Here is a 26,180-nt window from a genome sequence, read left to right on the forward strand (position 1 = left end):
TTTATAGGGCTACGAGCAAATAGCTAGCCCTTCTAACCAATATCTCATGACCGAAGCTATTAAACATTATTATTAAGTTGTTCATTTAATGCCGTTAAGAAAAAAACCATTTCGACTCTCTGTTTGGCAACGCCGCAGCCTAAAAGGTCTTATTCACCTTTTCGCATTGGGCTATATCGCCTGGTTGTTTTTTGCAGGGGTAACCGATCAGCTTGGTCCAGACCCTGTAAACACGCTCATCAATGAGACTGGAACCTGGGCAATTCACTTTCTTTTACTAACGCTTACTCTTAGCCCAATTGCTAAATGGCTACCAAGCCCAGAACCGATGCAATTCAGACGTATGATTGGCGTATACACCTTTGTGTACGCCTTTGCACACCTGCTCACATACATTGTGTTTGAAATCCAGCTTGATATGGCACTAGTGGCTAGCGAGATAGTAAGCAGGCCATACATCATTGTTGGCATGGCAGCGTTACTTCTTCTTTTTGCTCTCACCGCTACGTCGTTCAAGCGTATCCAGCGCAACATGGGAAAAAAGTGGCAGAAGCTTCACAACAGCATTTACCTGATCCTGCCCCTTGCACTACTTCATTTCAGCTGGTCGCAGAAGACGTTTTGGCAAGAGCCCGTTTGGTATTGGATGATTGGACTGATATTAATGAGCCCAAGAATGAAGCTGTGGTATGTGACGTATCAGAAGAAAAGTCAAAAGAAGTCGAGAGACAAAAACGCAGTGGCGTGAGAAAACTAAAGTCGAAAACCTTTTAAACGAGCACGTAAAGCAGCGCAGCATAACGCGCTGTTTTGCTAAGCGTTACCGCAAGAATAAAAAACCAAAATGGGCTTCTAAGTACACCTGCTACTAAAGTAATAGGGTCGCCAATAATAGGTACCCAGCATAAAAACAAACTCCACTTCCCCCACTTTGTAAAGGTGTAGCTTGCACGGTTAAACGCTGCTTCGCTCACTTTTAACTTATCGGTCGCAATTTCTTTTCCGAACTTGAAGCCCAATGCATAATTAACCACCGAGCCGAGTACATTTCCTAACGAAGCAACAACAAGCAACAACACCCAGCTCAACCCACTACTGTATAAAGCACTAAGCACAATTTCAGAACTAAAAGGCAATATAGTGGCAGCCAAAAATGCCGATAAGAACATCCCCAAGTAGCCTAAATGTATTAATACGCTCAACGCTCCTCCAGCTTTATACAGTAGTTTTCTATGTAAAATTCGCGCGCATCTTACCTTAATCGGAGTATGAATACTTCCTTCAGAATTCGATAGCACAAAAAAACCATTATCTTTTATGTAGTTACTTAGAAAACACCAATTTGTGTGAAAAAAGTACAACTAAATACTTGCCAAATCCCTCCTTTGAGAATACTGTATACACATACACACTGTATAAGTAACCAGTATCAATTAATAACAATATTCCCGAAGTTCAAACTATGAACTTCAGGGCAAATGCATAAAGGGTTTTACTATGAACACATCTTCAGTTTCACGATTTAATGCTTTGCGCGCTTCGGTTTCAAATGTTGTTCAACTACCTTTGCCGATAGAAGGGTTTCCAGGCGAAAAACAAGGTAATGGAAAAGGAACTAACGACAAAGGTTGGAATTATCTGCTTTCAAATACGGTGTCGTTTTCTAAATCTGTAGATCACGCTATCCGTATTCAGAAACCTGAAAAAGAAAAAATGCCCGAATGGATCAGTAAGCTGATTACAGGTGGCCAGTGTAAAACACTGTATGTGGAAAACATTGATTTAGACCTTCAACCAACCGATAGTGAAATGATCAGAAAGCTGTGTGAGCTTTATTCTGTCAGCCTAGTGAATGTACGTGTTAACAGCATTAATGACGAACAAAACGTAGCATTAGGTCCTTGGTAATACAAAGCCTGTTTATGCTTACATCTTGCGTTTGCCCCATCTTACGTTTGCCTGAATGGCGGTGCGTAAACAAAACCTAAATATTTATTTTCATACAACTCTTTGGCGTGGAATCTCTGACATGTACCCTTTGGCATGGACCGCCAAGGAATCTTTGAATATCGGCAACATTTACGTTTAAAAAAGTTGGGGCTCACGCAACTTATACTTATACTGTAGCGCTTTGTTTTACTCTTAAACTGCGAGTTGTCTTATGCGCTGTTACTGTTGCTCATCAAAATCCTTCGACGAATGCTGCGAGCCTTTTATTAAGGGTGATAAACACCCTAGTTCTGCAGAGCAACTTATGCGCTCCCGGTTTTCAGCCTACGCCACAGCGCATTATCAATATATTCTTGAAACCTACACCAAAGAAAAGCAGCAGGGTCTCTCTGTAGAGGATTTGGCGCAAAGCGCACAAGGTGCGACATGGTTCGCACTTAAAGTACACCCCACTCTAGCGGCTAGCTCCGTAGATAACTCCGTAGATAGCTTGGTAGGTAACTCGGTCAGTAGTACTGAAGATAGTTCGATAGACAGTACTGTACATGCTGACGCTAAAGTCGAAGCAGTAACCAACGCCGAGCCAATCTCTAAGACTAATTTAAAGTCCATCTCCAAACCCATCACCAAACCCAATAATGCCATTGTTGAATTCACTGCTTACTATTTTGAAAATAAAAGCATGTATCAGCTTCACGAAACGTCGAATTTTAGTGTTGAAGACGGTAAGTGGCGTTACCACGACGGCGTATTACACGACGACTGCGGCAAAATTAAATACGGGAGAAACCTACCTTGTGTTTGCGGTAGCAACAAAAAATTCAAACAGTGCTGCGCAACTAAGAGCGGCTAACCCAATTGCAATAACTAACTGTACTCCCTTCCCTGCTCGTCTTGATTGTTCACCTTTCCTTTAATTTAAAATTAAAGGTGAATTGAATACGTATGCATGATGTTTATTATTTGTAAACAAAATGTAAGCATTGCTTTCATCTTTTATCTCGCTCCCACATAAAATAGGACACACTATGAAGATGAAGAAACATGCGGCAGGCGTTCTAATAGGCGCAGCACTGAGTACATTAAGTTATCAAAGCTATGCCGACGTTATACTACACGCATTTAACTGGACCTACGACGACGTAGCCGCAAAAGCCCAGGAAATTGCGGATCTTGGTTACACCAAAGTACTTGTTTCGCCTGCTTATAAATCGACAGGTGACCAGTGGTGGGCGCGATATCAACCACAGGACTATCGAGTTATTGATAACCCACTAGGTGACACTGCTGACTTTCAAGCGATGGTTAATGCATTAAATGCCAAAGGTGTAGAGACCTATGCGGATATTGTCTTTAATCATATGGCGAACGAAGCATGGAAACGTTCAGACTTAAACTACCCCGGAAGTGAAATACTACAGCAGTACTCTTCAAATCAGGGATACTACAATGGCATCACATTATTTGGTGATGTAAGTAGCGGCCTTTTTGGCGGTGGTGACTTCCACGGTACGTATGATCAAGGTGGTCCTAAGTGCATTAGTAACTACAGCGACGTGGGCGATGTTCAGTACAATAGATTATGCGGCGCCGCGCCAGATCCTGGCTTGCCCGACCTAGACCCCAATAATTGGGTAGTAGCCCAGCAAAAAGCGTATCTTCAGGCGTTAAAAGACATGGGTGTAACCGGTTTCCGCGTTGATGCTGCAAAGCACATGACCAACTATCATATCAACGCGGTGTTCGACAGCAATATAAAAAACGGCGTGCATGTTTTCGGAGAAATAATTACCACGGGCGGTGCAGGCTCTAGTGAGTATGATAACTTCCTTGCACCTTATTTATCAGCAACAGGTCACTCGGCCTACGACTTCCCGCTTTTCGCGCAAATACGCAGTGCATTTAGCTTCGGTGGTTCGATGAATGCCTTAGTTGACCCAGGTGCGTACGGTCAGGCTTTATCAGGCGACAAGGCCATCACATTTAGTATTACCCACGACATCCCGCTAAACGACGGCTTCCGCTACCAGTTACTTGACCCTACCGACGAACATTTGGCAAATGCCTATGTACTAGGGCGTGACGGTGGTGTTCCATTACTGTACTCAGATAACAATGAAAGTGGCGATAATCGTTGGGTAGATTTGTACAAGCGTGATGACATCAAGGGTATGGTTAAATTCCATAACGGAGTTCAGGGCAGTGGCATGCAAGTGGTAAGTCATAATGACTGCGTTATTTTCTTCAAGCGTGACCATCAAGGCGTTGTGGGTATTAATAAATGCGCAGACGGCCAAGATATATGGGTAGATACATCTACGGACAATTTGTGGTGGTATAGAAATTACCGAGATACGTTAAGTAATGATGTGCAATATATTACAACTCAGTGGCACAAGTTCTATGTACCAGGAAGAAGCGCCCGAATGTGGCTTATGGAATAACCCATTGTTAACAAGAAAAGCCTGAACATCGATTGTTCAGGCTTTTCGTTAAGTTACCTTCTTGTCAGGCTTGTAGGATCAGGGCACAAGCACCATCTTGCCTTTCACTTCCCGGTTCATTACCTTGGCCATGGCTTTCGTTGCTTGTTCTAAGGGTAATGCTTCATCTACGACCACCTTAACCTTACCTTGCACATACCAAGTTAAAAGCTCTTGCATGTTTTCAGCAAAGCCTTTTGGATCGTGCTGAGTAAACGAGCCCCAAAATACCCCCATGACTGAATAGCCTTTTACAAGCGCTAAATTAACCGGGAATTTCGGGATCTCACCGCCAGCAAAGCCAACCACAAGTAAACGACCTTCCCATGCCATACTGCGGCTGCAAGCGTGGAATGTGTCACCGCCAACGCATTCATAAACTACATCGACACCTTTGCCGCCTGTGACTTCTTTCAGCGTTTCTTTGAGATCTTTTTCTTTGTAGTTAATTAAAACGTCTGCGCCATACTCTTTAGCAAGCGCCAGCTTTTCTTCTGTTGAGCAAACTGCAATAACTTTAGCGCCCATAATCTTGCCTATTTGCACTGCTGCTAAGCCAGTACCACCCGCTGCGCCGGTTACAACCAGTGTTTCGCCTGGCTGCAGTTTTGCGCGCTGCTTTAACGCGTGATGTGCTGTCGCATGCGCAGTTACAAGAGCAGCCCCCTCATTAACATGGATGGGATCAGGTAACGGCATAACATGAGTGGCAGGGATCAGCGCTTTTTCTGCGTAACCACCTAAGTTAGACAACGCAATAACTCGTTGCCCTTCTTTTAAATGGCTTACGCCCTCACCTACTTCAGATATGGTGCCTGCCACTTCATTGCCAGGAATAAACGGGAAGTCTGGCTGCATTTGATACAGACCTTGCACCAATAGTCCGTCTGGAAAGTTCACCCCTGCGGCTTCAACATTTACGACTACATGCCCTTTTTTTACTTGCGGGTCTGCAACGTCTTTAAATTGAAGTTCTTCAAGTGGTCCAAAAGATTCGCATACAATTGCTTTCATACTGTCTCCAGTTGCTTTGTTCGACGAGCACGCTATTGATAGCATGACCTGTCATTAAATAGGTTATATGGCGTTTATTCGCTTTGGTGAATGGTTTGGTTCGCAATTTGCGCCAGAGGTCGCACCATTGCGCCTAATTGCATAGCCTTCTCGCTTGACGCATTGCCATCGTGTGCGCGTTTTACCACGCCTTGTAAAATAGCGGCTAAACGGAAAAAACTAAATGCGAGGTAAAACGTCCAATTGCTAATGGCATCAATACCTCTTCGCTCGCAATACGCATTGATATATTCTTGTTCACTTGGAATGCCTAACTGCTCTCTGTCTAAACCACCTAACCCAGCTGCGTGCGCAATGTCAGAGGGAAGGCGCAACTGCATACATTGGTAAGCCAAATCGGCATACGGATGCCCCAACGTTGATAATTCCCAATCAAGTACCGCGACTACTCTTGGGTTTTTAGGGTCAGACATATCAAACATCATGTTGTCTAAACGAAAATCGCCATGGACCAACGAGACTTGACCATCATCTTTTGGCAGGTTGGCCTCAAGATACTGAATAAGACTTTCAATTTCTTCAACATGCTCAAGTTCTGACGCTCTATACTGCTTTGTCCACCTGCTTAGCTGACGTTCAAAGTAGCTGCCAGGCTTTCCATAATCGCGTAAGCCTGCGCTTTCAATATCTACACTGTGAAGCGCTGCAAGCACCCGGTTCATTTCATCATACATGGCACCGCGAATAGCAGAAGACGCTATTTCAGGCAGTGCGCTATTCCAGAAAATGTCACCTTCAACATAGGCCATAATGTAAAACATGCTACCGATTATGCTGGTATCTTCACATAAATGGTACGCTTTGGGCACAGGCACTTCTGAGCCCTGCAACGCGTTGATAACGCGAAATTCTCGGTCAACTGCATGGGCCGATTTCAGTAATTTGCCCGGAGGTTGACGGCGTAATACATAAACGCCGTTATCCGTAGTAAGTTTAAACGTCGGGTTCGATTGCCCACCCGCAAATTTCTCAGCACTTTTGACGTGCCCAATACTCGGGCACGCAGAAGATAAATACGAATTCAGCACTGCTAAATCTATGACATGTGGGGCTTTCGCATTGTCTTTAGACACATTCACTCCTTACCCGTAATTTTTTGTATTGTTTATTTACAACACTGACTTATTCAGCGACTGCTTTTTCAGCAATAAGATTACGACCTAACTGCATCATGTGAACCTGATCAGGGCCATCTGCCAGCTTGATAGTACGCGCATAAGCATACATGGCAGACAATACGAAATCTTGGCTTGTACCTGCAGCGCCGTGCATCTGAATGGCTTGGTCGATAACGTTACAGGCCATAGTAGGTGCAACTATCTTGATAGCAGCGATAAGGTCGCGCGATATTTTGTTGCCATAGCGATCCATCTTATCAGCCGCTTTCAACGTAAGCAGACGCGCCTGTTCAATATCACAGTGCATCTGCGCAATGCTTTCTCTAACCGATTGCTGTTTTGACAACGGTTTGCCAAACGCCACTCGGCTTTCAACTCGTTCACAGGCCATATCGAGCGCGCGCTGTGCACAGCCAATAAGGCGCATACAATGGTGAATACGGCCCGGGCCTAAGCGCCCTTGTGCGATTTCAAAACCACGCCCTTCACCAAGCAGTAAGTTTTCTGCCGGTACACGTACGTTTTCAAACAAGACTTCAGCATGACCAATAGGCTCGTCGTAATAGCCCATTGCTGCCATTGGGCGAACAATAGTTACACCCTTGGTGTCCATAGGAACTAAGATTTGAGACTGCTGCTGGTGACGAGGCGCATCGAAATCAGTTTTGCCCATTACAACCATAATCTTACAGTTTTCATTCATAGCACCGCTGGTGTACCACTTACGACCGTTAATAACGTATTCATCACCATCGCGCTTAATGGAAGTTTCGATGTTTGTCGCGTCACTTGATGCCACTGCTGGCTCTGTCATAGCAAAGGCTGAGCGTATTTCCCCGTTTAAGAGAGGCTCTAACCACTGCTTTTTCTGACTCTCGTTACCGTATTTCGCAAGCACTTCCATATTGCCGGTATCTGGCGCACTACAGTTGAAGATTTCAGAGCTAAACAAAACTCTGCCCATTTCTTCACAAAGTGGTGCATACTCTGCGTTAGTCAAGCCCGCGCCATATGGCTTATATTCTTCAGGTAAAAATAGATTCCAAAGGCCCGCTTCTTTTGCACGCTTTTTCAATGTATGCATCATTTCAGGCGTTTTCCAACGGCCTTCGCCATTGTTGGCAGAGCCATTTTCTACGGCGTGAATGTATTCCTTTTCAATTGGATACACTTCTTCTTTCATAAACGCTTTTAGTTTTTCTAAAAGTGCTTGGGTCTTTTCATTATATTCAAAGTTCATAACTGCCCCATTTAGCTGTAGGTAATGGCGTGTAACCTGTCAATCACATCCAGGTGAGGTACGCTGTTGAAGTTATTAAGGTGAACGCCTCGCGCATTGGCAAAGCATTGAGAAAAACTGGCGTTTCGGATCTGCAAATTCATATTCACAACGGTGGCCGCATCGTAGCCAAGAATGTGTTTGAGCATCATGGCAATTGCACCGCCAGAACTCACAACGAGAACACGCTTCGCATCTATACTTTGAAGGTGCGTGAGCATACTGTGAACTCTGTCTTCGAACTGACCCCATGTTTCATCAAGGAGTTCATGCGCCAATTCGTCTTGCGACCAGGCAAGCATTGCTTTTTTTAGCAATCGGTAATATTCAGAAGGCGAAGCACCTTCAGGTACTTTTGCTTCTGGGTAGCGAGTTAAATAGGCGGTAGCCACTGCCTGAAAATTGAATTCATTCAGGGCGCTATTCACCGTAACTTCAGGTAGCGTATAGTCTTCAGTAGCAATACCCGAGGCAATACCGTCTTTGGTTTCGTGATGCCTTACCATGTCGCCAGAGAAAACTGCATCAAATTCAACATTGCGATGCTTGAAATAGTCACCAAGCCAAATGGCCTGTTGCCCACCCAGTTCACTAAGTTTGTCATAGTTCGCTTTGCCAAAAGACGCTTGACCATGTCGCACTAAATAGATGTCTGTCATACCGCTGCCTGATGTTATTAATATGTTAACTTTCAACCAACATACTAAGGAAAACAGCGATATAAGTTTAATTGATATTTTGAATGAGTATGCATCATGTGAAACTATTCACTGCCAAATATCTGTTCGCTTTTTGCACGTTGCGAACAAAATTTGACATGATAGCTTCAAATGCGTGCAATATATGTTCATTAGATTGTATAGTGAAAAAGCACTACACGACGTCATAGGGAAGTTGGCGTATTTAAAATGTAAAGGACTGTACGCATTTGGACGCGACCTTGTCGTGATTAATTTTGTTTAAAGCCCCCCGCTTTTGAAAAATAAAAAGAACCAAAATGAAGTCACTTACACACGCTTTGTCTTGTAATAGCTCAAGCATATCTACACCCCAAAACGCCATTACGCGTTGCCTATGTAGTTCGCCGTTTATTGCCTCTATTGTCTCGTCGACACTTGCTTTGGCTCCCCACGCTCACGCCGATGAGAATGATCTATCTACTCCGCATAACAAAAAGGCGCTGGAACACATTGTTGTACAGGCGCAAAAGACCAGTCAAAACTTGCAAGATGTGCCCGTTGCGGTCACTGCGCTTTCAGGTCAAGACCTAGTTGAAACAGTTAGCCGAGATGTGTTTGACCTGCAAAACTACGTACCTGCTTTTGGCGCGTTTCAAAATCAAAGCGTAACAAATTCAGGGTTTTCAATACGCGGCATTGGCACGTCTTCACAAAACTTCGGCTTCGAGTCTTCGGTGGGTTTATACGTAGATGGTGTGTACCGTGCACGACAAAACGCGTTAATTAACGACTTAGTCGATATTGAATCTATTGAAGTGTTGCGTGGGCCACAGGGCACACTATTCGGAAAGAATACCGCCGCTGGCGCAATGACGTTAACTACGGTCGCACCTTCACACGACGAGCGCGACGGCTTTGCCGAAGCCATCATCGGCAATGATAACTTGGTTCGTTTAAGCGCTGGCTCGTCGTTTTCGCTTATCGACGATGTACTCGCCATGCGAGTATCTGGCTTTAGTTCTCACAGTGACGGTTTCATTACCGACGAGCGCAGCGGACAAACCCTAAATAACCGTAACCGTTCTGCGATAAAAGCACAGCTGCTTTACACTCCAACAGCTGACATTAGCGTACGGCTTATCGCTGATTACGGCGAGCTAGACGAACGGTGCTGCGGCGCACTAACTTTTCAAAACAATATTCAGGCTAATGACATAGCGGGTAAATTGGGTACTGATGCGCTGCTGCTACAACCGCCGTTTAATGCAACTATTTACGGGCGCGATAACTTTTATGACTATAAAACCTCGCTGTCGCAAACTCCCCTTTCAAAAATGAAAGACAAAGGACTATCAGTTCAAGTAGATGTGGCTTTAAACAAAGCATGGGATTTAGTGAGCATAAGCGCGTACCGCGCGTTTGACAGCTTAGATACGGTAGATACCGACTTTTCTGATGCGGACCTTCTTACTGCCACTAACGACGCTAAGCAGCAGTCGTTTTCTCAAGAAATTAGATTACATTACACCAGTGAAGATGTGCGCGGTTTAATAGGTGTTTACTATTACAGCCAAAACTTAGATCTAACCTTTGATACTACCACGCAAGATGATTTTAGTGCGTTCTTTAATGCCGCCGCGCCCGATCTGCTGCCTTTGGCTAACGCCATCAACGAGCTATCTGCAGTTACATCAGGCTTTATTGCGCCTGCTGCAGCACCCGCGCCGTCCGGTACTGCTTTCGCGCACAGCGCCTATCAAGAGCAAGATAGTATTGCTTTATTCTCTCAGCTGGATTGGCTGTTAAACAGTGATTTCACCTTAACAACGGGCTTACGCTATACCCGCGAAGAAAAGTCGATTATCGGAGCCTACGATGAGCAAGGGCCTGGTATTGATGGACTAACTCAAGACCCAGCGCAATGGCCTAATGTAGGTCGTGCTGTAGTGGGGTTACAAAACATCGCTGCTGCGTTAGCGGCGGGACAAGCTCCTACAGCACAGTCCCTTAACGCAATAGCACCATTTCAACAAGCGGGCTGGGGATATTTTTTCTTGGGATCTGCAGCGGTTATGCCGCGCCCTGACTTAAACGAAGAGCTTGATGATTCACAGTTAACCGGCACGGTAAAACTGGCTTATCACCCTAATGACAACACGCTAACCTACGCCAGTTTTGCGACTGGTTACAAAGCTGGCGGTACGAATACCGACAGAATCTTACCTTCGCTTAGCCCGCTTTTTGATGCTGAAAAATCGCGAAGTGCTGAAATAGGTATAAAACACGATTTTGAAGAATACGGCGTGCGCGTAAATGCTGCGGCGCACTATACACAAATTAGCGACTTTCAGGCGACGACCTTTACCGGAACGGGGTTCAACCTGCAAAATGCGGGCGATATCATAGTCAAAGGTGTAGAACTTGAAGCAACTTGGCTAATGACTGAAAATACCGAATTACACGCTGTTGCATCGCGCACATTGGCGAACTTTGATGAGTTTAAACGCGGTACGTGTTGGGTTGCGTACACGTGGCACACGGGCATTGACGATCCGGGCCGAGTGGCGCCTAACGACCCGTTCTGTTCAAGAGACGGAGACCGCGTAGGCTTCGAGCCTCAGAACTCACTATCTCTTATGCTGAATCACTATTTCGAAGTTGGGAATTATCCAGCCTCCGCCAGTATTGACTACCAATACACGGGCGACGTATTTCTTGATGATGCGAACGACCCGTACAAATACGCTGACGACTTTTCATTATTTAACGTTCGCGTCAGTTTCACTATCCCACAATGGGATAGCGAAATTATTGCGTGGTCGCGCAACGTTTTCGACGAAGAGTACGTTGCGCGAAGTGGCTTTGATGTACCCGTACAAACCGGAAAGATCATGGCCTACCCAGGCGCGCCTAGAAGCTTTGGCGTTACCTTCAGAAAGTCTTTCTAACGCTTTAAATGTGTAGGTTTGGTATGAAACACCGCATGGCACTGAGCAATAACAGACAGTGCTATATGTTCTGGTAGCTCACCACCAATGTCGAAACCAGCGGGGCTTGCGAAATACTGAGTAAAGTTGGTATCGCCAAGCCCGGCTAAATCCATAATTTCCTGCTTACGGTGCAGTGGCCCGAGCATTGCCGTATAGGTTAACGATTGCTTGCTTAGCACCTGCAGCGCCTTTGCATCAATTTCTCGATGATGGGACATAAGCACTGCTGCTTGAACGTTATGTTCGCCCATGTGAAGACGTAAGCCTTCCGTAGACGGGTCTTCAATCAAGTAATTTACCTCGGGAAAGTGTTCAAGTCTTGCTTGTGCAGGCCTTGGATCCCAAAGACTTACTAAATAGCCCTGCAAACTAGCAAGCTTAGTCATAAAGGTAGCGTCGTACCCACCTCCAACAACAAGTAGGTGGATAGGCGGCAGCATCAAAACCGACAACATGCGCTTGCCATCAACGGTGTCTAGCACAGCTTTTCTAGGTTTAGCAGAATGGTCTTCCAATTCCGTGCAATCACCCAAAGTGCCGTCTACAGCGCAGCGCCACTCACACGCTTTTCCGTTTGATAAGCTTTTGCTAACCACATCCAACGATAAATACTGGTTACTCTCGTTAACTGGTACGAGTGCTAAGTGCACCACACCGCCGCATCCAACACCTAGCTTAAACGCGATGTCTTCTTCATCTTCGTCATCGTAAACCGCGGTACGACTTACCCCGTCTGTCATTACTCGCTGGGCTTTTTTAACGATGTCACTTTCTAAGCAGCCACCGCTTAATATACCTAACTGATGCCCTGCATCACTAAACAACATCATGGCGCCTGCTTTGCGGTAGCATGAGCCTTCGGTTTTAAAAATAAAACCTAACACCCACTTATGCTTGTTTTTAAGTGGAAGCCACTGGGCCAACAAATGGTTAACGTGATTACTCATAACTACCTCTAAACCCGTTTAACTTGCTTATTGCTGTGATGCTGCTTGGGAAATAAATGCAGCCAATGTTGCTGGCTCTTGTGCCCCGGCTACGCCCTGATTACCAATAACAAAAGTAGGTACACTCTGAATACCACGCTGCATCCAAATAGTTTCTTCCTCACGCACTGCTTGCGCGTATTTTTCACTTTTAAGCGCTTGTTCAGCTTCAGACTTATCAAGGCCAACCGTCTGTGCCAACGCTACTAGAACACCTAGATCATTAATGTTTTTACCGTCTGTGAAGTAGGCATTAAATAAGGCCAGCTTCATTTCTTCTTCAAGGCCGTTTTCTGCAGCAAAGTGAATAAGTTGGTGAGCCTTAAACGTGTTCTGCATGCGAGAGTCGTCAGTAAAGTTAAACGAAAAGCCTAATTGCTCGCCCGCTTCTACTAACCGCGCTCTGTTCTGCGCGCTTTGCTGCTCACTAATGCCGTACTTTTCCATTATGTGCTCGCGAAGGTTTTGCCCGTCTTCTGGCATATTGGGGTTTAGCTCGAACGGGTGAAACTTAATATCCACTTCAATGTTATCAAGGGTTTTAATGGCTTCTTGCAAACGCTGGTACCCAACAATACACCATGGACATACTACGTCAGAAACCATATTAACTGTTACTCTCTGCATATCGTTCGCACCTTGTACACCTTGCTCATTTGCTGCCATGATAGGCCTCGCTTTTTTTTGAATTCATGAAGATATAAGGGCTTAGATAAGGTTACAAAAAGAAACTTCAACCCCACACTGCGATTATTTCGTCGCAGTTACATCAGTTTTTGCTGTGACTTTTTTTGTCGTGCCCATTGTGGTGCTGTAAAGCGTGGAAAGTTTTTCAAGGGCTGAGTGTGCCCATATTTCATAGCCTTTAGTGGAGGGATGAAAGCCATCTTCTGCCATCAAACCACTTTGCTGAATATCCGTCATAGTTCCGCCCACATTAAGTGCACTAACATATAATATGTCTGCGTTAGCCCGGGCTGTTACGCTATCAGCCAAAGCTTGGTTTAGTAACCACGCGCGGTAACCTAATAGTGCACGCAAAGGTTGCGGAAGCGCAGGAAAGCAATGAATTGGCGGTAGCGCAGTAAACAATATTGCTTCGCACCGAAATTTATCTGACAGTAGCGTACTAATAGCATCGATGTTTTGTCGCCACCGTTTCAACGGTACAAATTTGGTCACGTCGTTAACACCAATAGAGACGAGCACCGACGAAAAGTGCTCGGCAGGCATTTCATGAAGAAGCTTGAGCACATCTTCACTTTTAAAACCTGTTTTAGCATTCAACGTCACTCGCGTTGGCCCATGCTTAACAAGGTTTGAGTACAGCAGACCTGTGAGTGCCCCCATTTGCGTCGTTGCACCAACACCAGCGGCAGCAGAATCGCCTATAACCAAAACGTTATTAGTTAATAGCAATTTACTATCGGCTGAGGTTAATACCCGCTCGCCGTCGGGCTCTGGCAGTACAGCGGTCTTCTTCCTCACCCACAATGCTTGAAGCAAAATGACTGGAAGAAGTAAAACAATTATCAGGTTTAATACCAAAACCTTGAAGTAGATCAAATCAGCCTCCTAAGCAATCCATTAAGCTTTAACCATCGAATTGAATTCGCGCCTAGATATCTACATATAAGTGCAGAGCCAATATGACTATAATTGCCGTACAACAACGTCCCGTATCAACCATTACCAAATATGCGTTGAATGCTCCTCGCTATACCTCTTACCCTACTGCACTTAAATTTGAACCGCTACAAGATGACATACTTCCACAAGCACTTGCAGTGTCAAAAGCGCCGGCAGTAAGTCTCTACGTGCACATTCCATTTTGCAAAACGCTATGCTACTACTGTGGCTGCAATAAAATGGTGACGCGTCACAATGAAAAAGCGGACGAATATTTAGATTACATAGAAAAAGAAATCCTGTCTAAGCGTTATTTAACTGACGGCAGGCGTGCAGTTTCTCTGCACTTGGGTGGCGGTTCACCCAGTTTTTTGAGCGAGACTCAGCATACTTATTTAATGTACCTGCTTAAGAAACACTTTACCTTTGAAGCAGGTGCTGAACTGTCAATTGAGTTAGATCCCAGAAATATCGATAAACACTATCTTCAAAACTTAAAATGTCTCGGCTACACACGCATTAGCTTTGGTTTACAAGATACTGATTACAATGTTCAGAAAACCATAAATCGTGTACAAAGCACGTCTCACATTGCCGATTTAGTATTCGAGGCTCGGTCGCTGGGTTTCGACTCAGTTAACTTAGATCTAATTTATGGTTTACCAAATCAGTCAATTGAAACGTTCTCATCAACCATCGCCGCGACAAAAGCCATGATGCCAGATCGTATTTCGCTTTTTAGCTATGCACACCTTCCCGAAAGGTTCGCAGCGCAGCGTAAATTTGCTGAAGAAACACTGCCAAGTAGTGAAGAAAAAGCGGCGCTTTACAAGCTTGCCGTTAACAGCTTTACAAACATAGGTTATGAAATGATTGGTCTTGATCATTTTGCCTTAAGCAAAGACTCACTGGCTATTGCGAAAAATAAAGGCGAGCTTCACCGTAACTTTCAAGGCTATACTTTACGTGGAGACACCGACCTTATAGGGTTCGGAGTATCAGCCATTAGCACGGTAGGTAACGCCTTTGCGCAAAATGCTAAGGAGCTAAAAGAATATTACAGTCGGTTAGACAACCACCTGCCCAATGCAAAGGTTGGGCTGTCATTAAGTGTCGACGACCTTATTCGCAGAGACGTGATTTCTAGCTTAATGTGCAATTTAGCGGTAGACAAGCAAGCAATTGCCGACAAGCACCACATCATTTTTGATGAATACTTTGCTTCAGCCTTAAACAACCTTGAAGAACTTAAAGAAGACGGGCTTATCGAAACGACATCTCGGTATATTCGAGTGCCAGAGTCTGCTCGCATTTACATTCGGGCTATTTGTGCGCGTTTCGACGCTTATTTGAACGCAAGTGAAATACTCAGTAGCTACTCCAAAGCCATTTAAACCTAGGGCAATTTAAACCGCGCAATCACTTGCATCCCTACATCAAGCTTAAGACGCGATAGAGAGATACAGCTAATGCTGGCATAAAGGGTTTGGTTACTGCCTAGTACATCAAGTTTTAACAACACTTTCGCGCTGTTTACGGTCGCTAGCTTTTTAGAAGTTAGCTTTGTATCTGCGAGTTTTGTATCGGCGTTATTTTCAGGCTCGTTCAGGGGACTGAGTGGATTCACCACGGGTTCGATGCTAGATATAACACATGGCAGCGCATTTAAAATACTGATTGTGCTGGCATTGCCAAAGTCAGCAGTATTGGTATCAATGCTTACATCATAGGCTTTAACTGCAAAACGAACAGAAACTTTTTCACCGCTTTGCTGAGGCAAATAGGACACTGATTCTGCAGTGACGAATATCTCTTGCCCCGCTACCTCAACGCGCTCAATTCCGTTTTCCGACTGGCACTGCTCATTGCCTTGTAAGGTTAGAGCATTTTGATCTTGTTGCGTTTGGCTACCGTGTTTGTAGCTGACAACGGCGTTTTGTGACTGGTTGCTGTCGTGTGCGTCGCTTTGCGCAGTAACTTTAAATCCCTCAAGTACGCTAGACGGTGTCGCAAATCCTTCTTTTTCGAATACTTGAGTCAATACATCGCGCGTTTTTCCACAAAGCTCGGTGCGGCCTTGGTCAATAAAAACCAACTCATCGCTGAACAAGGCAAGGTCATCTAAATCGTGAGAGATTACAAGGCATGTGAGCTTCCCCGACACACACAAATTGTTCAAAAACTGGTAAATTTTGCGACGGGTGAAGATATCAATTGCGCTTAACGACTCATCTAGCAATAACACATCTGGTCCATTGACCAACGCACGCGCAATCGCGACCCGCTGCGCTTCTCCACCAGAAAGCGCCTGAACAGGCTTATCGATTAAATGTTCGCAATAACAGCCGCGCAAGCAGGCGTCGATAGACATTGCATTAGGGCTTGCGTGACGCTGCGCCAAGGCTAAATTACCGCGCACATCGGTATGGGGAAATAGCATGGGCTGCTGAAAAACGATACCGACCTTTTGAGAGGTCCACGGCATTTGCACACTTGCGCTTTTTTCTACGCCAGCTAGGGCGCGAAACAAGCTGCTTTTTCCCGCACCTGATGGACCGGTAACCCCAATGAATCGGCTTTGCGGCTGCAATGAGATTTGTGCGTTAATGCGATTAGAAAGTTGCGCGGATATTTGCATGTTAACGCGCCTCATCACTTCGTGCGACACCGTTAAAACGATAGAGCGCCGCGAGCATCACGAATGAAAAAACCAGAAGGGCCAGCGCAAGGTTGTGTGCACTGTTATATTCCAACGCTTCTACCTGTTCATATAGCGCGATAGACAGCACCTGAGTTTCTCCAGGAATATTGCCTCCTATCATTAGTACTACGCCAAACTCGCCTATGGTATGTGCAAAGCTTAAGCCTAATGCCACCACGATGGGCGCTTTGCTTAAAGGCAGCACTATTTTTATAAAAGCTTCAAAAGCCGAAAACCCCAGCGTTTTTGCTACATCTAAATAACGGGTATCCAATTGTGAAAAGCCGCTGTACAAAGGCTGCAGAGCAAATGGTAGGGAGTAGATGACAGACCCGAACACCAAACCTTCAAAGCTAAATGCTAAATTGCTCCCGGTTAGGCTTTGCCATCCCTGCCCCAACGCACTTTGCGGCGAAAAAGCAATAAGCAAATAAAAACCCAGCACAGTTGGCGGTAACACCAAAGGCAACGCGAGTATCGACATCACCAAAGGCTTAGCTTTGCTCTGCCATTTCGCTAAAAACCACGCTAACGGCAATGCGATTAACAACAGCAAACCACTGGTTATAAAGGCCAGCTTAAAGGTAAGTAAAATAGCTTCAAGTGTCGATGCCCCGAAGAATTCTGTGAGCATACTTAGTTACCTACGCCCGATGCAATGGTAGGTTCATAGCCCCATTCAATTAAGCTGTGCTGCACCCCTTGCGACATTAAATACTGTACGAACAGGCTGGGTGATGACACTCCATTAGCGTCACTCAAACGAAATGCTCTGGTTGGCTCAACGTTGTCGTTGTGAATAGGCTCATCAACTGGCGCTGCCGCATTTTTGATTGGAAGTGGTTCGAACAGATTCGGAGATAATGTAGCTACCGTTTTACTGTTAACCACCAACGACTGAATGATGGGTTTATACAAGGTTTCAGGCACTGGGACAATAACCGTAAAAGCATCGGCGCTTTTGGTATTCACAACACTGTTAAAATTAGAAGGCAAGTTAGAAGATAAGTTTGCAGGCAAATCTAACGCCGATGAGTACGCAACGAACGCCCCTTTCACGCTGCCGGTGGTATAAAACTGCAAGGTTTGTAGCACGTTTTTACCCATCACTCTGTGAGGTAAAAACTGTTGCCATAAGGATAAGTTTTGCAACGTCTGTTGCGCAGCATCACCATAGGGAGCCAGTTTAGGATTTGCGATAGCTACCTTGTTTTGTGGATTTTCCATTAATTGAACAAGCTGCTTCGACAAGCAATCGGTAAGCTGAACGTTTATTTGTGCAGTTGTGTCTCCAGTAGATGAGCGCGCGATCTTCTCGCAATTCCTTTCACTGGATGTCTTACTAGATATTTCACTGAGCGCCTCATTTGATAATTCGCCAGCATAGACAAACGCAAGCTTGCCTTTAGCGTAATCCACCAGATTGCCGTGGTGAACTACGTTGTTATCAACCAACGCTTGCGGCCTAGCGCGATCTGCGGATAGAAAAACATCGAAGCTAGCACCATGTTGAATTTGCGCATACAAAGTACCGCTAGAAGATACCGTTACCGCGACTTCTATGCCGGTTAGCTCAGTAAACTGCTCGGCAATACTCTTTAGCGGTTTTGCAAAGTTTGCCGCAACGGCTATGTTAATTTTTTCGTCGCGCTTGAAATTTACTGACTGGTTTTGTTTTTCGGCACTACTAACACTCCCTTCATTTACAGTATTATTCGCCGCTTCAAAACTGCTCGCCTGTGCCACAGAACTTGAAAGAGCCGTAACGCCTAGGGCTACACTTGCACTTACCAAAATAAGCATGGCCAAGTTAACAAAGCTTGAAAGTCGCATTGCCAAAGAAAAAACCATTACTTTTTGCGCATCCACTTAAGTGCCGCTTTATCGTCAGATGCTTTTGCCGCAACCCATTCAGATTTATCGCCCTTAAATTCTTTTTTCCAAAGCGGTACCGACTGTTTAAGCATGTCCATTAAGTAGCAGGCAGCATCAAACGCCGCCTGGCGGTGGGGAGCGGCGGCACCTACCCATACAATTTGTTCGTTGTTGTGTATGCGCCCTACTCTGTGCAGTGCGCCAGCACTGTTAAGTGAAAAGCGTTCGCTCGCTTGTTCAACCAGAAGCATTAATGCTTTTTCAGTCATGCCCGGGTAATGCTCTAATTCGATGCCGTCTATGTCGCCAGCGTTATTAAAATCTCGCACCAGCCCGGTAAAAGTAACAATCGCGCCGGTGTTACCGCAGGCCTTCTCATCTGCCGACTGTTTTAGCCTAGCGTACAGCTCGCCTTGATCGAAATCTTCAACTTGAACTAGCGCGAACATAGCTAGCCCCCAGTCACAGGTGGAAATAGCGCCAGCTCATCACCGTCGCTAAGTTCGGTTTGGTGATCGCAGAGCTCTTGATTACAGGCAGTTAGCACACTGCCCTCTAGGGCTAATGCCCACTTGTCACTACGCGTTTTAAGCTGCGATATCACGGTCTCAATAGTGCTGTTCTCGCTTATATGAAGCGCGATATTGTCCTCTCCCGTAATCTCTCTGGTTTGTGCGAATGTTTTTACCGTTACCTGCATGCTTTGCCTGTTATCTACGTTGTTAAGGTTGCTTTGTGCGCGCTAATTAATCTTTCCAAGCCTCGGAAATACGTTGAGCCTAAAGTGCGTTGCGTCTTGAATGCTTGTTCGCTTTATACACGTTACTTTTTTAGCTCACTGGCCTTTCACTGGCCTTTGTGAAAACTAGGTGTCGGACCGCCAGTGGCCTGTCTTACCGCCTTTTTTCTCCAGTACCCGTACCCCTTCCATATGCATGCCAGGGTCGATGGCTTTGCACATATCAAACAAGGTTAACAGCGCCACATTTACACCCGTGAGCGCTTCCATTTCAACGCCGGTTTTACCGCTTAGCTTACAATAACAGGTGGCTTGAATTCGGTTCTGATCGGCCTGAATGTCAAAATTAATATCCACCTTTGACAGTGCCAATGGGTGACAAAGAGGAATAAGATCGGCGCAGCGTTTCGCCCCTTGAATACCCGCTACACGGGCAACTGCAAATACATCACCTTTTGCAATTTTTGATTCAGAGATTTGGCGAATAACGTCTTCGCTTACGTATAAAAAACCTTCTGCTGTGGCTTCTCGCTTGGAAACGTCTTTGTCGCTAACGTCGACCATATTGGCTTCACCGCCAGCGTTTAAATGGCTAAAGGTACTCATGCTTCCACCAAATGCTTCACAAAGTTACACGGTCTAAAGTCGGCATCAAGTTGGCTAGAAATAATTTTTTCCCACGCCGTACGACACGCGCCTGTTGAACCTGGCAGGCAGAAAATAACCGTATTATTAGCAAAGCCCGCTACTGCGCGAGACTGAATGGTTGATGTACCAATCTCTTCATAGCTAATTTGGCGAAATAGCTCGCCAAAGCCGTCAACTTCTTTATCAAACAATACACTGATCGCTTCTGGCGTTGAGTCGCGGTGGGTAAAACCTGTACCACCGGTAATTAAGACAGCGTGAATGTTTTTATCGGCAATCCATTTCGACACCACGGCGCGCTGCTGATAAATATCGTCTTTAACCAAATCGCGATCGTAAAGGTTATGGCCAACCGAGGTAAGCGCCTCTTTCAAGTAGTCTCCCGACTTGTCGTTTTCGAGGGTGCGCGTATCTGAAATAGTGAGTACGGCAATATTAAGGGGTTGGCTGACAACTGACATATGAAATCCTAATTTGATATGCGACATTTTGGCGGTTTTTGATAAAGTACCAGCCAAAATACTATTTGGTAATCACTTTATAAGGGTGCACGCCATGAATTCAACAACTAAGTTGGCATAAACTATGTCTAAAAGCCTAACTCATCAGCAGGCTATGCGTTATAACCGCCATATCGTGCTTCCAAAAGTGGACCTAGAAGGTCAAGAAGCGCTGCTAAACGCCAATATTTGTATCATTGGTATTGGCGGGCTTGGCACCGCGGCTGCTACTAACCTTTGCGCCAGTGGCGTGGGCTCTCTTACACTTATCGACCACGACACAGTTGAGGCCACCAACCTGCCAAGGCAAACCTTGTTTAGCGAACAAGATGTAGGCACAAATAAAGTAGAGGCGGCTATAGCGCGGCTTAGTGAAATAAACAGCGACTGCGACATTACCGTAATAGCAGAACCGTTTTCGGCGCCCAGCTCTACTCAGCTTTCACCAGTATTAAAACAAGCCATAGAGCGTGCTGACGTTGTGCTAGATTGCACCGACAATACAAACTCGCGAGATTTAATAAACCTACTGTGTTTTAAACTAAATACCCCGCTAGTATCGGGTGCAGCCATTCGCTTTGAAGGCCAGCTATTCGTAGCTATACCCGGTGAGAGCCGTTGCTATGCATGCTTGCGGACGCTATTTGAATCGCCTGACCTAAGCTGTGTTGAGGCAGGTATATTCTCGCCAGTAGTAAATATTGTTGGTACTTACCAAGCTATGCTTGCCATGCAAGTATTGATGGATTTCGATAATATTCCTAAAAACACGTTAATGACGTTTGATGCTCTGTCGCACGAGTGGCGAAACTGGAAGCTACCTAAAGGCGTAGACTGCGAGCTATGTGCTTGCTAACTATACGTGCTTTTGCAGCATGGATGATAAAAGCTGTGTTTAAAAGCAGCATATTTAAACAAAGAATAAGACAGAAAATAGGTTGATTTAAATGACAACCCAAGTAGTGAAAAAACACATGGTAGTGGCGCAAAACGCGTCTGGACGTAACATGAACGTGCCAATTTATCGTATGAAGGGCGCGCGGCCTGGCCCTACTGTGTATATTCAAAGCTCTATTCACGGCGCTGAAGTGCAAGGCAACGTGGTAATTTACCATCTCATTCAGCGCTTAAAAGACATGGATATTTGCGGCGAAATTATCCTAGTGCCCAACTGTAATCCCATTGGTACTAACATTAAAGCCGGTGAGTACACATTAGGCCGGTTCGATCCTGTGAACGGCACAAACTGGAACCGCGGCTACTTCTTCGATAAAGATGCAGTTGAACATTTCGCCAAAACAGTCACCCGCGAAGAGTCTATTGAAGGCATAAAACAACGTTTTCGTGCTCACTTATCTAACGCTATCGACAACAAACTGGCTGAACCCTGGGGCCTAGGACTAGCGCAGCAGTTGAACCTAAAGCTACAGCAAATGGCAGTAAATGCCGATTTCGTGTTAGATCTCCACAACGGCCCGGTGTCTACCCGTCACGTTTATATTCCCGAGTACGCCAAAGACAGTGCTAAGCTGTTTAACATTCCCCATTGTATTTTTATTCCAAACGTATTTGCGGGGGCGTTGGACGAAGCGACGTTCTGCCCATGGTGGACACTGCAAGAAAGCATAAAAACTAATTTAGCGCGTGAGGTAAGCTTTAACGTTGAAGCGTTTACGCTTGAAATGGGTAGCCAAGAAGTTATCGACTTTAACGAAGGTAATATAGACGCCACCAGCATTCTTAGCTACTTAAACGCCAAAGGCGTATTGCACGAATGCGATATTAAACCGACAGAAATGAAGCGTTTAGGCGTGTATTTAAAAGACTATAAAACCCTGTTTACTAACTGGGGCGGCATGGTGGAGTACATGGCGAAACCAGGCCAAACGGTGAAGAAAGGCGAACCACTGGCGCAAATTTTAAATATTGACGATCTGGATACCGACAACGGCAGCAGGACCTTAGAAGCGCCTTGCGATTTGATCCCTATTCTACACTTCCCGTCGGCTTCGGTATTGAGTGGGACGCAGCTTTACAAGGTGTTTACTAATTATCGGGAATTGTAGGTTTTATCTACAAATAGATACGATGCGAACTTGGTTGCAACAAATTGGACTAGAGTTTGTTGCAACCGCCCCAAGGGAGCGCTTATTCGCTGATTCATAAAGCAGCTACAAAGCGCACCTTTTTCACGAGAAAAATTGGCGAACTACGCAAGGGTAAATAGTCCGTTTTGCTAGATTCACTGAATATTTAGCAAGATAAAGCTTAGTTAATCCTATTTAGTACAAATTCGGCAATTTTTAAATCCTGAACTGCTAAACCCGTTAAATCTACAACCGTTGTCTCTGTTGCCATCGTTGGTCGCCTCCCCTTTGCGATTTCTGCTCCCAACTCGAACACTTGATGTTCACCAATAGCGGATGCACGAAGTGCTCTAGATACCTCACCACGTGTTAAACTTTGCTTTTTACTGTCCACAATAATTCTGGTGGCATTCACCAAAATATCTGTATCCAGCTCCTGCTTCTCGGGTGTATCGGAGCCAATTGCAATTATTAATGTTCCTGCTTGGATCATCTTCTGGCTTAGTAACGGTCGGGAAGACGGGGTTGTGGTAATGATAAGGTTTGACTTCTCCGCCAACGACTCCAAGTGCTCGATAAGCTCTACACTATAACCTTCGACTTGCATGGACCGTCTAAAGCGTTCAGCAGCTTCCGTTGAACGTCCCCACACTATTATCTTCTTACATCCCGTCACTTGACTCACTCGCTTCACCTGAAGACGTGCCTGAATACCAGTGCCTACTACCCCAATGGCAGAGACCACGGCAGGAGCAAAATACTTGGCAACAATGGCGCCTGCAATTGCAGTACGATGGTCGGTTAAAATACCTTCATCTTGCAGTAAACATTTGGCTTCACCTGTTTCGGTGGAGAACAGCATCATCAAGCCGTTGCTGGACGGCAAGCCTAATACACTATTGCCATAAAAGCCTGATGCAACCTTAATCACATAATGAACTCCAGCCTTGAGGTAACCGCACTTAATATGTACTTCACCTTTCTCAAGCACTAGTTCACTTACAGGCGGGATGCACGCTAAGCCTTTGGAATAGTCAACAAATCCACTTTCAACATCAAGTAATGGGTCGAATTGCCTCAACACGGTCAGAATTTCAGATTTAGTGACAATCTTCATGTTTACACCCCATATTTGTGCTTCACATAATGACTAATTCTCTCCAACCCTTTTTCTAAATGATCGCTAGGCGCGCCTATTCCTACTCTGAAGTAACCGTCTAAGCCATACACATCACCAGGTAAAATAAGCACGCTCAATTCTTGTCTAAACTCGTGGGCAAGTTCAGTCGAGTTAACTGGTAAATCATAACGAATAAATGCCATACCTCCTGCCTTGGGCGGTACAAACGAGGCCCAGGAATTTTCATCGACCCACTCACTAATTCTATTTAGATTATCTATTAAGAATTCTTTACTGCGGGTTAATACCTGATGCCGAAAGGTTGGTTCTAGCACTATATTCGCTACATATTCGCTTACAGCACTAGTGGTGATGCTGGTATAATCCTTACACTGCCACGTTTTGTAGATGTCGTCGGGTAGCCCAACTAGCCATCCTAGGCGTAAACCAGGCATCGCCATAGCTTTTGACAAGCCGCAGGTAATAATCGCCTTTTCATATTCATCTGCAAAACTAGGTAGTTCATTTCCATCAAACTCCGCACCTTTGTATACCTCATCAGCATGGATATAAATGTCGTGCCGTTTTGCAAAGTTCACCAATTCCTGTATTTGTTCAAGAGGCAGCGTAGATCCCGTTGGGTTGTTGGGATGACAAATAGTGAGCATCTTGGTGTTAGCCGATATACTTTTTTCTAGCAGTTCAAAGTTTGGTAGCCAACCGTCTTGTTCCAATAATGGAATTTCGACGACCTTCACCCCTAACGACTTAGCCCACCCAGCTATTTGCATGTAGTTAGGAACAATAACTATTAGCTCATCGCCTTTTTCAAGTAAGCTCATTACCATTAGGAAATTTGCTTCAGCCGAGCCATTTGTAACGATTACATTGTCAGAAGTTCGATTGCTGTATAGGGCAGCAATGCGCTCTCGAAGTTGCACACTACCATTAGTCCAACCGTATCCAAGTTCAATACTCAATAGCTCTTGTTGCTGCTCCTGATTGAGCAGTTCGTTTAATCGATATGGGTGAACACCGCTATCAGATAGGTTCAGTTCAACTAAGTTTTCATAGAGTGATTGGATTCGTTCAAGTGTAAATTCATCGATTTGCATGATTTGTCTTCTGTAGGTCAATTGATACTGCTTAGTGTATGCTTGACCTACTAAGCGATGAATAACACAATAATTGAATTTCGCGCATTTAACTTTGTAAAACAAAGGAAAAGGCTGCGTTTACTTTGGAAAAATAAGATGGACAAGATTAACAGAAATATTCTACATATTTTGCAGTCTGAGGGGCGTATTTCCTTCTCGGAATTAGCGAAACGTGTCCACCTTTCCGCCCCCGCGGTTGCTGAACGCGTAAAGCGATTAGAAGAGGAAAGCGTAATTACTGGCTATACTGCAACAATCGATAGCCACAACATGGGATTACCTATTACAGCCATGGTTCAAGCCCGTGTATTTATTGGTAAGGAGCCGCAAATACTAGCATTTATGAAAGAACGGCTAGAGATCGTTGAAGGATACAATGTGACGGGTGAACGCGCCTTCATTATGAAAGTAGCGACAGATTCAATGAAAGCACTAGACGGCTTTTTGGAAGATCTATCAATAATGGCAGAGTCCAATACAATGATGATATTGTCCAGCGTGACGAGGAAGCCGCTCACAATTTAAGTACAATTTATCCCATTCAAACCAATATCATGTTTAAACTCTCCACGTCCGTTAAACACGCTAAAACCAACATCGGTTGCTTTAAGCTCTAAATCTAAAACCCAGTCTATTTGTTCAATTGGTTTTAATTCAAAACGGTGTAAAGGAAGTGGGCATTTTAAGTAAAAGTTATGATAAGCCTTTCCCAAAGCACCTTGGTCTAGGGTATGCACGTAAATAGTGTTTTTGCCTATTTCAAATTCTTTATGAAAGTAGTCTGTATTATCGGTTAACACCATATCCATTGCGACGTCAAAAAAACCTAGGTTAACCTGAATAAAAGCCACTACAGCGATAAAAATGTTAAGGATGTTAGAAACCCATTTATTTTTGAACAAAAGCTTAAGTGCACCTTTCTGCTTAAAAATCAGGTAAACACCTACACATACCGCTATCAATTTCACCCAGGCTACCATATCCCCGACCTGTGACATGAGCTTTGGGGAATGGTAGTTCATCCCCCACAAAACACTCCCATTAACGCTTTCAGCTAAAGGTATGAGAATTAGCAGTAGCCCAACAAATACAGGAATACGCCGTACCGCAGCATCCCTGTGCGGCATTGACGTTTTTTTACTACTATGGTTTTGCATCAGCAGC

27 protein-coding genes are annotated in these 26,180 nt (G+C 44.9%); 9 read left to right on the top strand and 18 right to left on the bottom strand.

Features of this window, described 5'->3' with window-relative positions:
* Positions 1-88 precede the first annotated feature (88 nt).
* Positions 89-748 (top strand): protein-methionine-sulfoxide reductase heme-binding subunit MsrQ, encoded by a 660-nt coding sequence (msrQ, locus tag AWH61_RS13970; RefSeq protein ID WP_075177396.1) that lies wholly within the window; start codon positions 89-91, stop codon positions 746-748.
* A 22-nt stretch (positions 749-770) separates the two neighbouring features.
* On the opposite strand, the gene AWH61_RS13975 is transcribed toward msrQ, so the two are convergent.
* The gene (locus AWH61_RS13975) at positions 771-1,169 is read right to left on the bottom strand and encodes a YqaA family protein (RefSeq protein WP_014998633.1); all 399 of its coding nucleotides are present in this window, start codon (positions 1,167-1,169) and stop codon (positions 771-773) included.
* Between the two features lie 328 nt (positions 1,170-1,497).
* On the opposite strand from AWH61_RS13975, the gene AWH61_RS13980 reads away from it, so the two are divergent.
* From AWH61_RS13980 to AWH61_RS13990, 3 genes are all read left to right on the top strand, one after another.
* Positions 1,498-1,908, top strand: coding sequence for a hypothetical protein (locus AWH61_RS13980; RefSeq protein ID WP_049587264.1), 411 nt, complete (start codon positions 1,498-1,500; stop codon positions 1,906-1,908).
* 253 nt (positions 1,909-2,161) lie between these two features.
* Positions 2,162-2,803, top strand: a complete 642-nt coding sequence (locus AWH61_RS13985; protein ID WP_075177397.1) for a YchJ family protein — start codon at positions 2,162-2,164, stop codon at positions 2,801-2,803.
* Positions 2,804-2,978: 175 nt separating this feature from the next.
* Complete coding sequence (locus AWH61_RS13990) at positions 2,979-4,394, top strand: alpha-amylase family protein (RefSeq protein WP_083605958.1); 1,416 nt, start codon at positions 2,979-2,981, stop codon at positions 4,392-4,394.
* 78 nt (positions 4,395-4,472) lie between these two features.
* Here the strand turns inward: AWH61_RS13990 and AWH61_RS13995 are convergent, their stop codons facing one another.
* The 4 genes from AWH61_RS13995 to AWH61_RS14010 form a co-directional block, all read right to left on the bottom strand.
* Positions 4,473-5,447: an NADPH:quinone oxidoreductase family protein gene (locus AWH61_RS13995; protein WP_061486004.1), complete on the bottom strand. Its 975-nt coding sequence runs from the start codon at positions 5,445-5,447 to the stop codon at positions 4,473-4,475.
* Positions 5,448-5,521: 74 nt separating this feature from the next.
* Positions 5,522-6,580 carry a phosphotransferase family protein gene (locus AWH61_RS14000; protein ID WP_075177398.1) on the bottom strand — a complete coding sequence of 353 codons (1,059 nt, stop codon included), beginning with the start codon at positions 6,578-6,580 and terminating at the stop codon, positions 5,522-5,524.
* 49 nt (positions 6,581-6,629) lie between these two features.
* Positions 6,630-7,865 (bottom strand): acyl-CoA dehydrogenase family protein, encoded by a 1,236-nt coding sequence (locus tag AWH61_RS14005; RefSeq protein WP_075177399.1) that lies wholly within the window; start codon positions 7,863-7,865, stop codon positions 6,630-6,632.
* Between the two features lie 11 nt (positions 7,866-7,876).
* On the bottom strand, positions 7,877-8,563 hold the full coding sequence (locus AWH61_RS14010; RefSeq protein ID WP_014949763.1) for a histidine phosphatase family protein: 687 nt from the start codon (positions 8,561-8,563) through the stop codon (positions 7,877-7,879).
* 338 nt (positions 8,564-8,901) lie between these two features.
* Between AWH61_RS14010 and AWH61_RS14015 the strand changes: the two genes are divergently transcribed.
* Complete coding sequence (locus AWH61_RS14015) at positions 8,902-11,532, top strand: TonB-dependent receptor (RefSeq protein WP_075177400.1); 2,631 nt, start codon at positions 8,902-8,904, stop codon at positions 11,530-11,532.
* Here the strand turns inward: AWH61_RS14015 and AWH61_RS14020 are convergent.
* The 3 genes from AWH61_RS14020 to AWH61_RS14030 all read right to left on the bottom strand — a co-directional run bounded on the left by AWH61_RS14020 (position 11,529) and on the right by AWH61_RS14030 (position 14,126).
* Positions 11,529-12,521 (bottom strand): XdhC family protein, encoded by a 993-nt coding sequence (locus AWH61_RS14020; RefSeq protein WP_039225462.1) that lies wholly within the window; start codon positions 12,519-12,521, stop codon positions 11,529-11,531. The two genes, AWH61_RS14015 and AWH61_RS14020, sit on opposite strands and share 4 nt — an antisense overlap.
* Before the next feature lie 27 nt (positions 12,522-12,548).
* Entirely contained in the window at positions 12,549-13,226 is a 678-nt protein-coding gene (locus AWH61_RS14025; protein WP_039225459.1) for a DsbA family oxidoreductase, read from the bottom strand.
* Positions 13,227-13,310: 84 nt separating this feature from the next.
* Positions 13,311-14,126, bottom strand: coding sequence for an SGNH/GDSL hydrolase family protein (locus tag AWH61_RS14030; protein ID WP_075177401.1), 816 nt, complete (start codon positions 14,124-14,126; stop codon positions 13,311-13,313).
* Between the two features lie 83 nt (positions 14,127-14,209).
* On the opposite strand from AWH61_RS14030, the gene hemN reads away from it, so the two are divergent.
* Entirely contained in the window at positions 14,210-15,583 is a 1,374-nt protein-coding gene (hemN, locus tag AWH61_RS14035) for an oxygen-independent coproporphyrinogen III oxidase (RefSeq protein WP_075177402.1), read from the top strand.
* 2 nt (positions 15,584-15,585) lie between these two features.
* Here the strand turns inward: hemN and AWH61_RS14040 are convergent, their stop codons facing one another.
* The 7 genes from AWH61_RS14040 to moaB form a co-directional block, all read right to left on the bottom strand.
* The gene (locus AWH61_RS14040; protein WP_075177403.1) at positions 15,586-16,827 is read right to left on the bottom strand and encodes an ATP-binding cassette domain-containing protein; all 1,242 of its coding nucleotides are present in this window, start codon (positions 16,825-16,827) and stop codon (positions 15,586-15,588) included.
* A gap of 1 nt (position 16,828) precedes the next feature.
* On the bottom strand, positions 16,829-17,524 hold the full coding sequence (modB, locus tag AWH61_RS14045) for a molybdate ABC transporter permease subunit (protein ID WP_075177404.1): 696 nt from the start codon (positions 17,522-17,524) through the stop codon (positions 16,829-16,831).
* Between the two features lie 2 nt (positions 17,525-17,526).
* Complete coding sequence (gene modA / locus AWH61_RS14050) at positions 17,527-18,759, bottom strand: molybdate ABC transporter substrate-binding protein (protein ID WP_075177405.1); 1,233 nt, start codon at positions 18,757-18,759, stop codon at positions 17,527-17,529.
* Positions 18,741-19,214, bottom strand: coding sequence for a molybdenum cofactor biosynthesis protein MoaE (locus tag AWH61_RS14055; RefSeq protein ID WP_014949772.1), 474 nt, complete (start codon positions 19,212-19,214; stop codon positions 18,741-18,743). Before AWH61_RS14055 ends, modA begins: the two co-directional genes overlap by 19 nt.
* A gap of 2 nt (positions 19,215-19,216) precedes the next feature.
* Positions 19,217-19,465, bottom strand: coding sequence for a MoaD/ThiS family protein (locus tag AWH61_RS14060; RefSeq protein WP_075177406.1), 249 nt, complete (start codon positions 19,463-19,465; stop codon positions 19,217-19,219).
* A 165-nt stretch (positions 19,466-19,630) separates the two neighbouring features.
* A complete protein-coding gene (gene moaC / locus AWH61_RS14065) occupies positions 19,631-20,110 on the bottom strand; it encodes a cyclic pyranopterin monophosphate synthase MoaC (protein ID WP_075177407.1) in 480 nt (159 codons plus the stop codon).
* Positions 20,107-20,613, bottom strand: coding sequence for a molybdenum cofactor biosynthesis protein B (gene moaB, locus AWH61_RS14070; protein ID WP_014949775.1), 507 nt, complete (start codon positions 20,611-20,613; stop codon positions 20,107-20,109). Before moaB ends, moaC begins: the two co-directional genes overlap by 4 nt.
* Before the next feature lie 124 nt (positions 20,614-20,737).
* On the opposite strand from moaB, the gene AWH61_RS14075 reads away from it, so the two are divergent.
* Together AWH61_RS14075 and AWH61_RS14080 are read left to right on the top strand one after the other, a co-directional pair.
* The gene (locus tag AWH61_RS14075; protein WP_075177408.1) at positions 20,738-21,508 is read left to right on the top strand and encodes a HesA/MoeB/ThiF family protein; all 771 of its coding nucleotides are present in this window, start codon (positions 20,738-20,740) and stop codon (positions 21,506-21,508) included.
* 91 nt (positions 21,509-21,599) lie between these two features.
* Positions 21,600-22,718, top strand: a complete 1,119-nt coding sequence (locus AWH61_RS14080; protein ID WP_061095258.1) for a M14 family metallopeptidase — start codon at positions 21,600-21,602, stop codon at positions 22,716-22,718.
* Positions 22,719-22,920: 202 nt separating this feature from the next.
* Here the strand turns inward: AWH61_RS14080 and AWH61_RS14085 are convergent, their stop codons facing one another.
* Together AWH61_RS14085 and AWH61_RS14090 are read right to left on the bottom strand one after the other, a co-directional pair.
* Positions 22,921-23,823, bottom strand: a complete 903-nt coding sequence (locus AWH61_RS14085) for a Rossmann-fold NAD(P)-binding domain-containing protein (protein ID WP_170870513.1) — start codon at positions 23,821-23,823, stop codon at positions 22,921-22,923.
* Between the two features lie 35 nt (positions 23,824-23,858).
* Positions 23,859-24,974, bottom strand: coding sequence for an aminotransferase class I/II-fold pyridoxal phosphate-dependent enzyme (locus AWH61_RS14090; protein WP_061095260.1), 1,116 nt, complete (start codon positions 24,972-24,974; stop codon positions 23,859-23,861).
* Positions 24,975-25,112: 138 nt separating this feature from the next.
* Between AWH61_RS14090 and AWH61_RS14095 the strand changes: the two genes are divergently transcribed.
* Complete coding sequence (locus AWH61_RS14095) at positions 25,113-25,541, top strand: Lrp/AsnC family transcriptional regulator (protein WP_075177553.1); 429 nt, start codon at positions 25,113-25,115, stop codon at positions 25,539-25,541.
* Here the strand turns inward: AWH61_RS14095 and AWH61_RS14100 are convergent.
* A complete protein-coding gene (locus AWH61_RS14100) occupies positions 25,538-26,173 on the bottom strand; it encodes a hypothetical protein (RefSeq protein WP_083605960.1) in 636 nt (211 codons plus the stop codon). The two genes, AWH61_RS14095 and AWH61_RS14100, sit on opposite strands and share 4 nt — an antisense overlap.
* Positions 26,174-26,180 lie beyond the last annotated feature (7 nt).

Origin of the sequence: Alteromonas sp. W12 (assembly GCF_001924945.1) — a bacterium.
In the GTDB taxonomy this organism is placed as follows: domain Bacteria; phylum Pseudomonadota; class Gammaproteobacteria; order Enterobacterales; family Alteromonadaceae; genus Alteromonas; species Alteromonas macleodii.

Coding starts and splice junctions, on each gene's coding strand:
- AWH61_RS14060 (WP_075177406.1), bottom strand. CDS start 19,465: ATGCAGGTAACGGTAAAAACATTCGCACAAACCAGAGAGATTACGGGA.
- AWH61_RS14095 (WP_075177553.1), top strand. CDS start 25,113: ATGGACAAGATTAACAGAAATATTCTACATATTTTGCAGTCTGAGGGG.
- AWH61_RS14020 (WP_039225462.1), bottom strand. CDS start 12,521: ATGAGTAATCACGTTAACCATTTGTTGGCCCAGTGGCTTCCACTTAAA.
- AWH61_RS13990 (WP_083605958.1), top strand. CDS start 2,979: ATGAAGATGAAGAAACATGCGGCAGGCGTTCTAATAGGCGCAGCACTG.
- AWH61_RS14055 (WP_014949772.1), bottom strand. CDS start 19,214: ATGTTCGCGCTAGTTCAAGTTGAAGATTTCGATCAAGGCGAGCTGTAC.
- AWH61_RS14005 (WP_075177399.1), bottom strand. CDS start 7,865: ATGAACTTTGAATATAATGAAAAGACCCAAGCACTTTTAGAAAAACTA.
- AWH61_RS13995 (WP_061486004.1), bottom strand. CDS start 5,447: ATGAAAGCAATTGTATGCGAATCTTTTGGACCACTTGAAGAACTTCAA.
- AWH61_RS13975 (WP_014998633.1), bottom strand. CDS start 1,169: ATGTTCTTATCGGCATTTTTGGCTGCCACTATATTGCCTTTTAGTTCT.
- modB (WP_075177404.1), bottom strand. CDS start 17,524: ATGCTCACAGAATTCTTCGGGGCATCGACACTTGAAGCTATTTTACTT.
- AWH61_RS14025 (WP_039225459.1), bottom strand. CDS start 13,226: ATGGCAGCAAATGAGCAAGGTGTACAAGGTGCGAACGATATGCAGAGA.
- AWH61_RS13985 (WP_075177397.1), top strand. CDS start 2,162: ATGCGCTGTTACTGTTGCTCATCAAAATCCTTCGACGAATGCTGCGAG.
- AWH61_RS14080 (WP_061095258.1), top strand. CDS start 21,600: ATGACAACCCAAGTAGTGAAAAAACACATGGTAGTGGCGCAAAACGCG.
- moaB (WP_014949775.1), bottom strand. CDS start 20,613: ATGTCAGTTGTCAGCCAACCCCTTAATATTGCCGTACTCACTATTTCA.
- moaC (WP_075177407.1), bottom strand. CDS start 20,110: ATGAGTACCTTTAGCCATTTAAACGCTGGCGGTGAAGCCAATATGGTC.
- AWH61_RS13980 (WP_049587264.1), top strand. CDS start 1,498: ATGAACACATCTTCAGTTTCACGATTTAATGCTTTGCGCGCTTCGGTT.
- AWH61_RS14010 (WP_014949763.1), bottom strand. CDS start 8,563: ATGACAGACATCTATTTAGTGCGACATGGTCAAGCGTCTTTTGGCAAA.
- AWH61_RS14040 (WP_075177403.1), bottom strand. CDS start 16,827: ATGCAAATATCCGCGCAACTTTCTAATCGCATTAACGCACAAATCTCA.
- AWH61_RS14090 (WP_061095260.1), bottom strand. CDS start 24,974: ATGCAAATCGATGAATTTACACTTGAACGAATCCAATCACTCTATGAA.
- msrQ (WP_075177396.1), top strand. CDS start 89: ATGCCGTTAAGAAAAAAACCATTTCGACTCTCTGTTTGGCAACGCCGC.
- AWH61_RS14075 (WP_075177408.1), top strand. CDS start 20,738: ATGTCTAAAAGCCTAACTCATCAGCAGGCTATGCGTTATAACCGCCAT.
- AWH61_RS14100 (WP_083605960.1), bottom strand. CDS start 26,173: ATGCAAAACCATAGTAGTAAAAAAACGTCAATGCCGCACAGGGATGCT.
- AWH61_RS14015 (WP_075177400.1), top strand. CDS start 8,902: ATGAAGTCACTTACACACGCTTTGTCTTGTAATAGCTCAAGCATATCT.
- hemN (WP_075177402.1), top strand. CDS start 14,210: ATGACTATAATTGCCGTACAACAACGTCCCGTATCAACCATTACCAAA.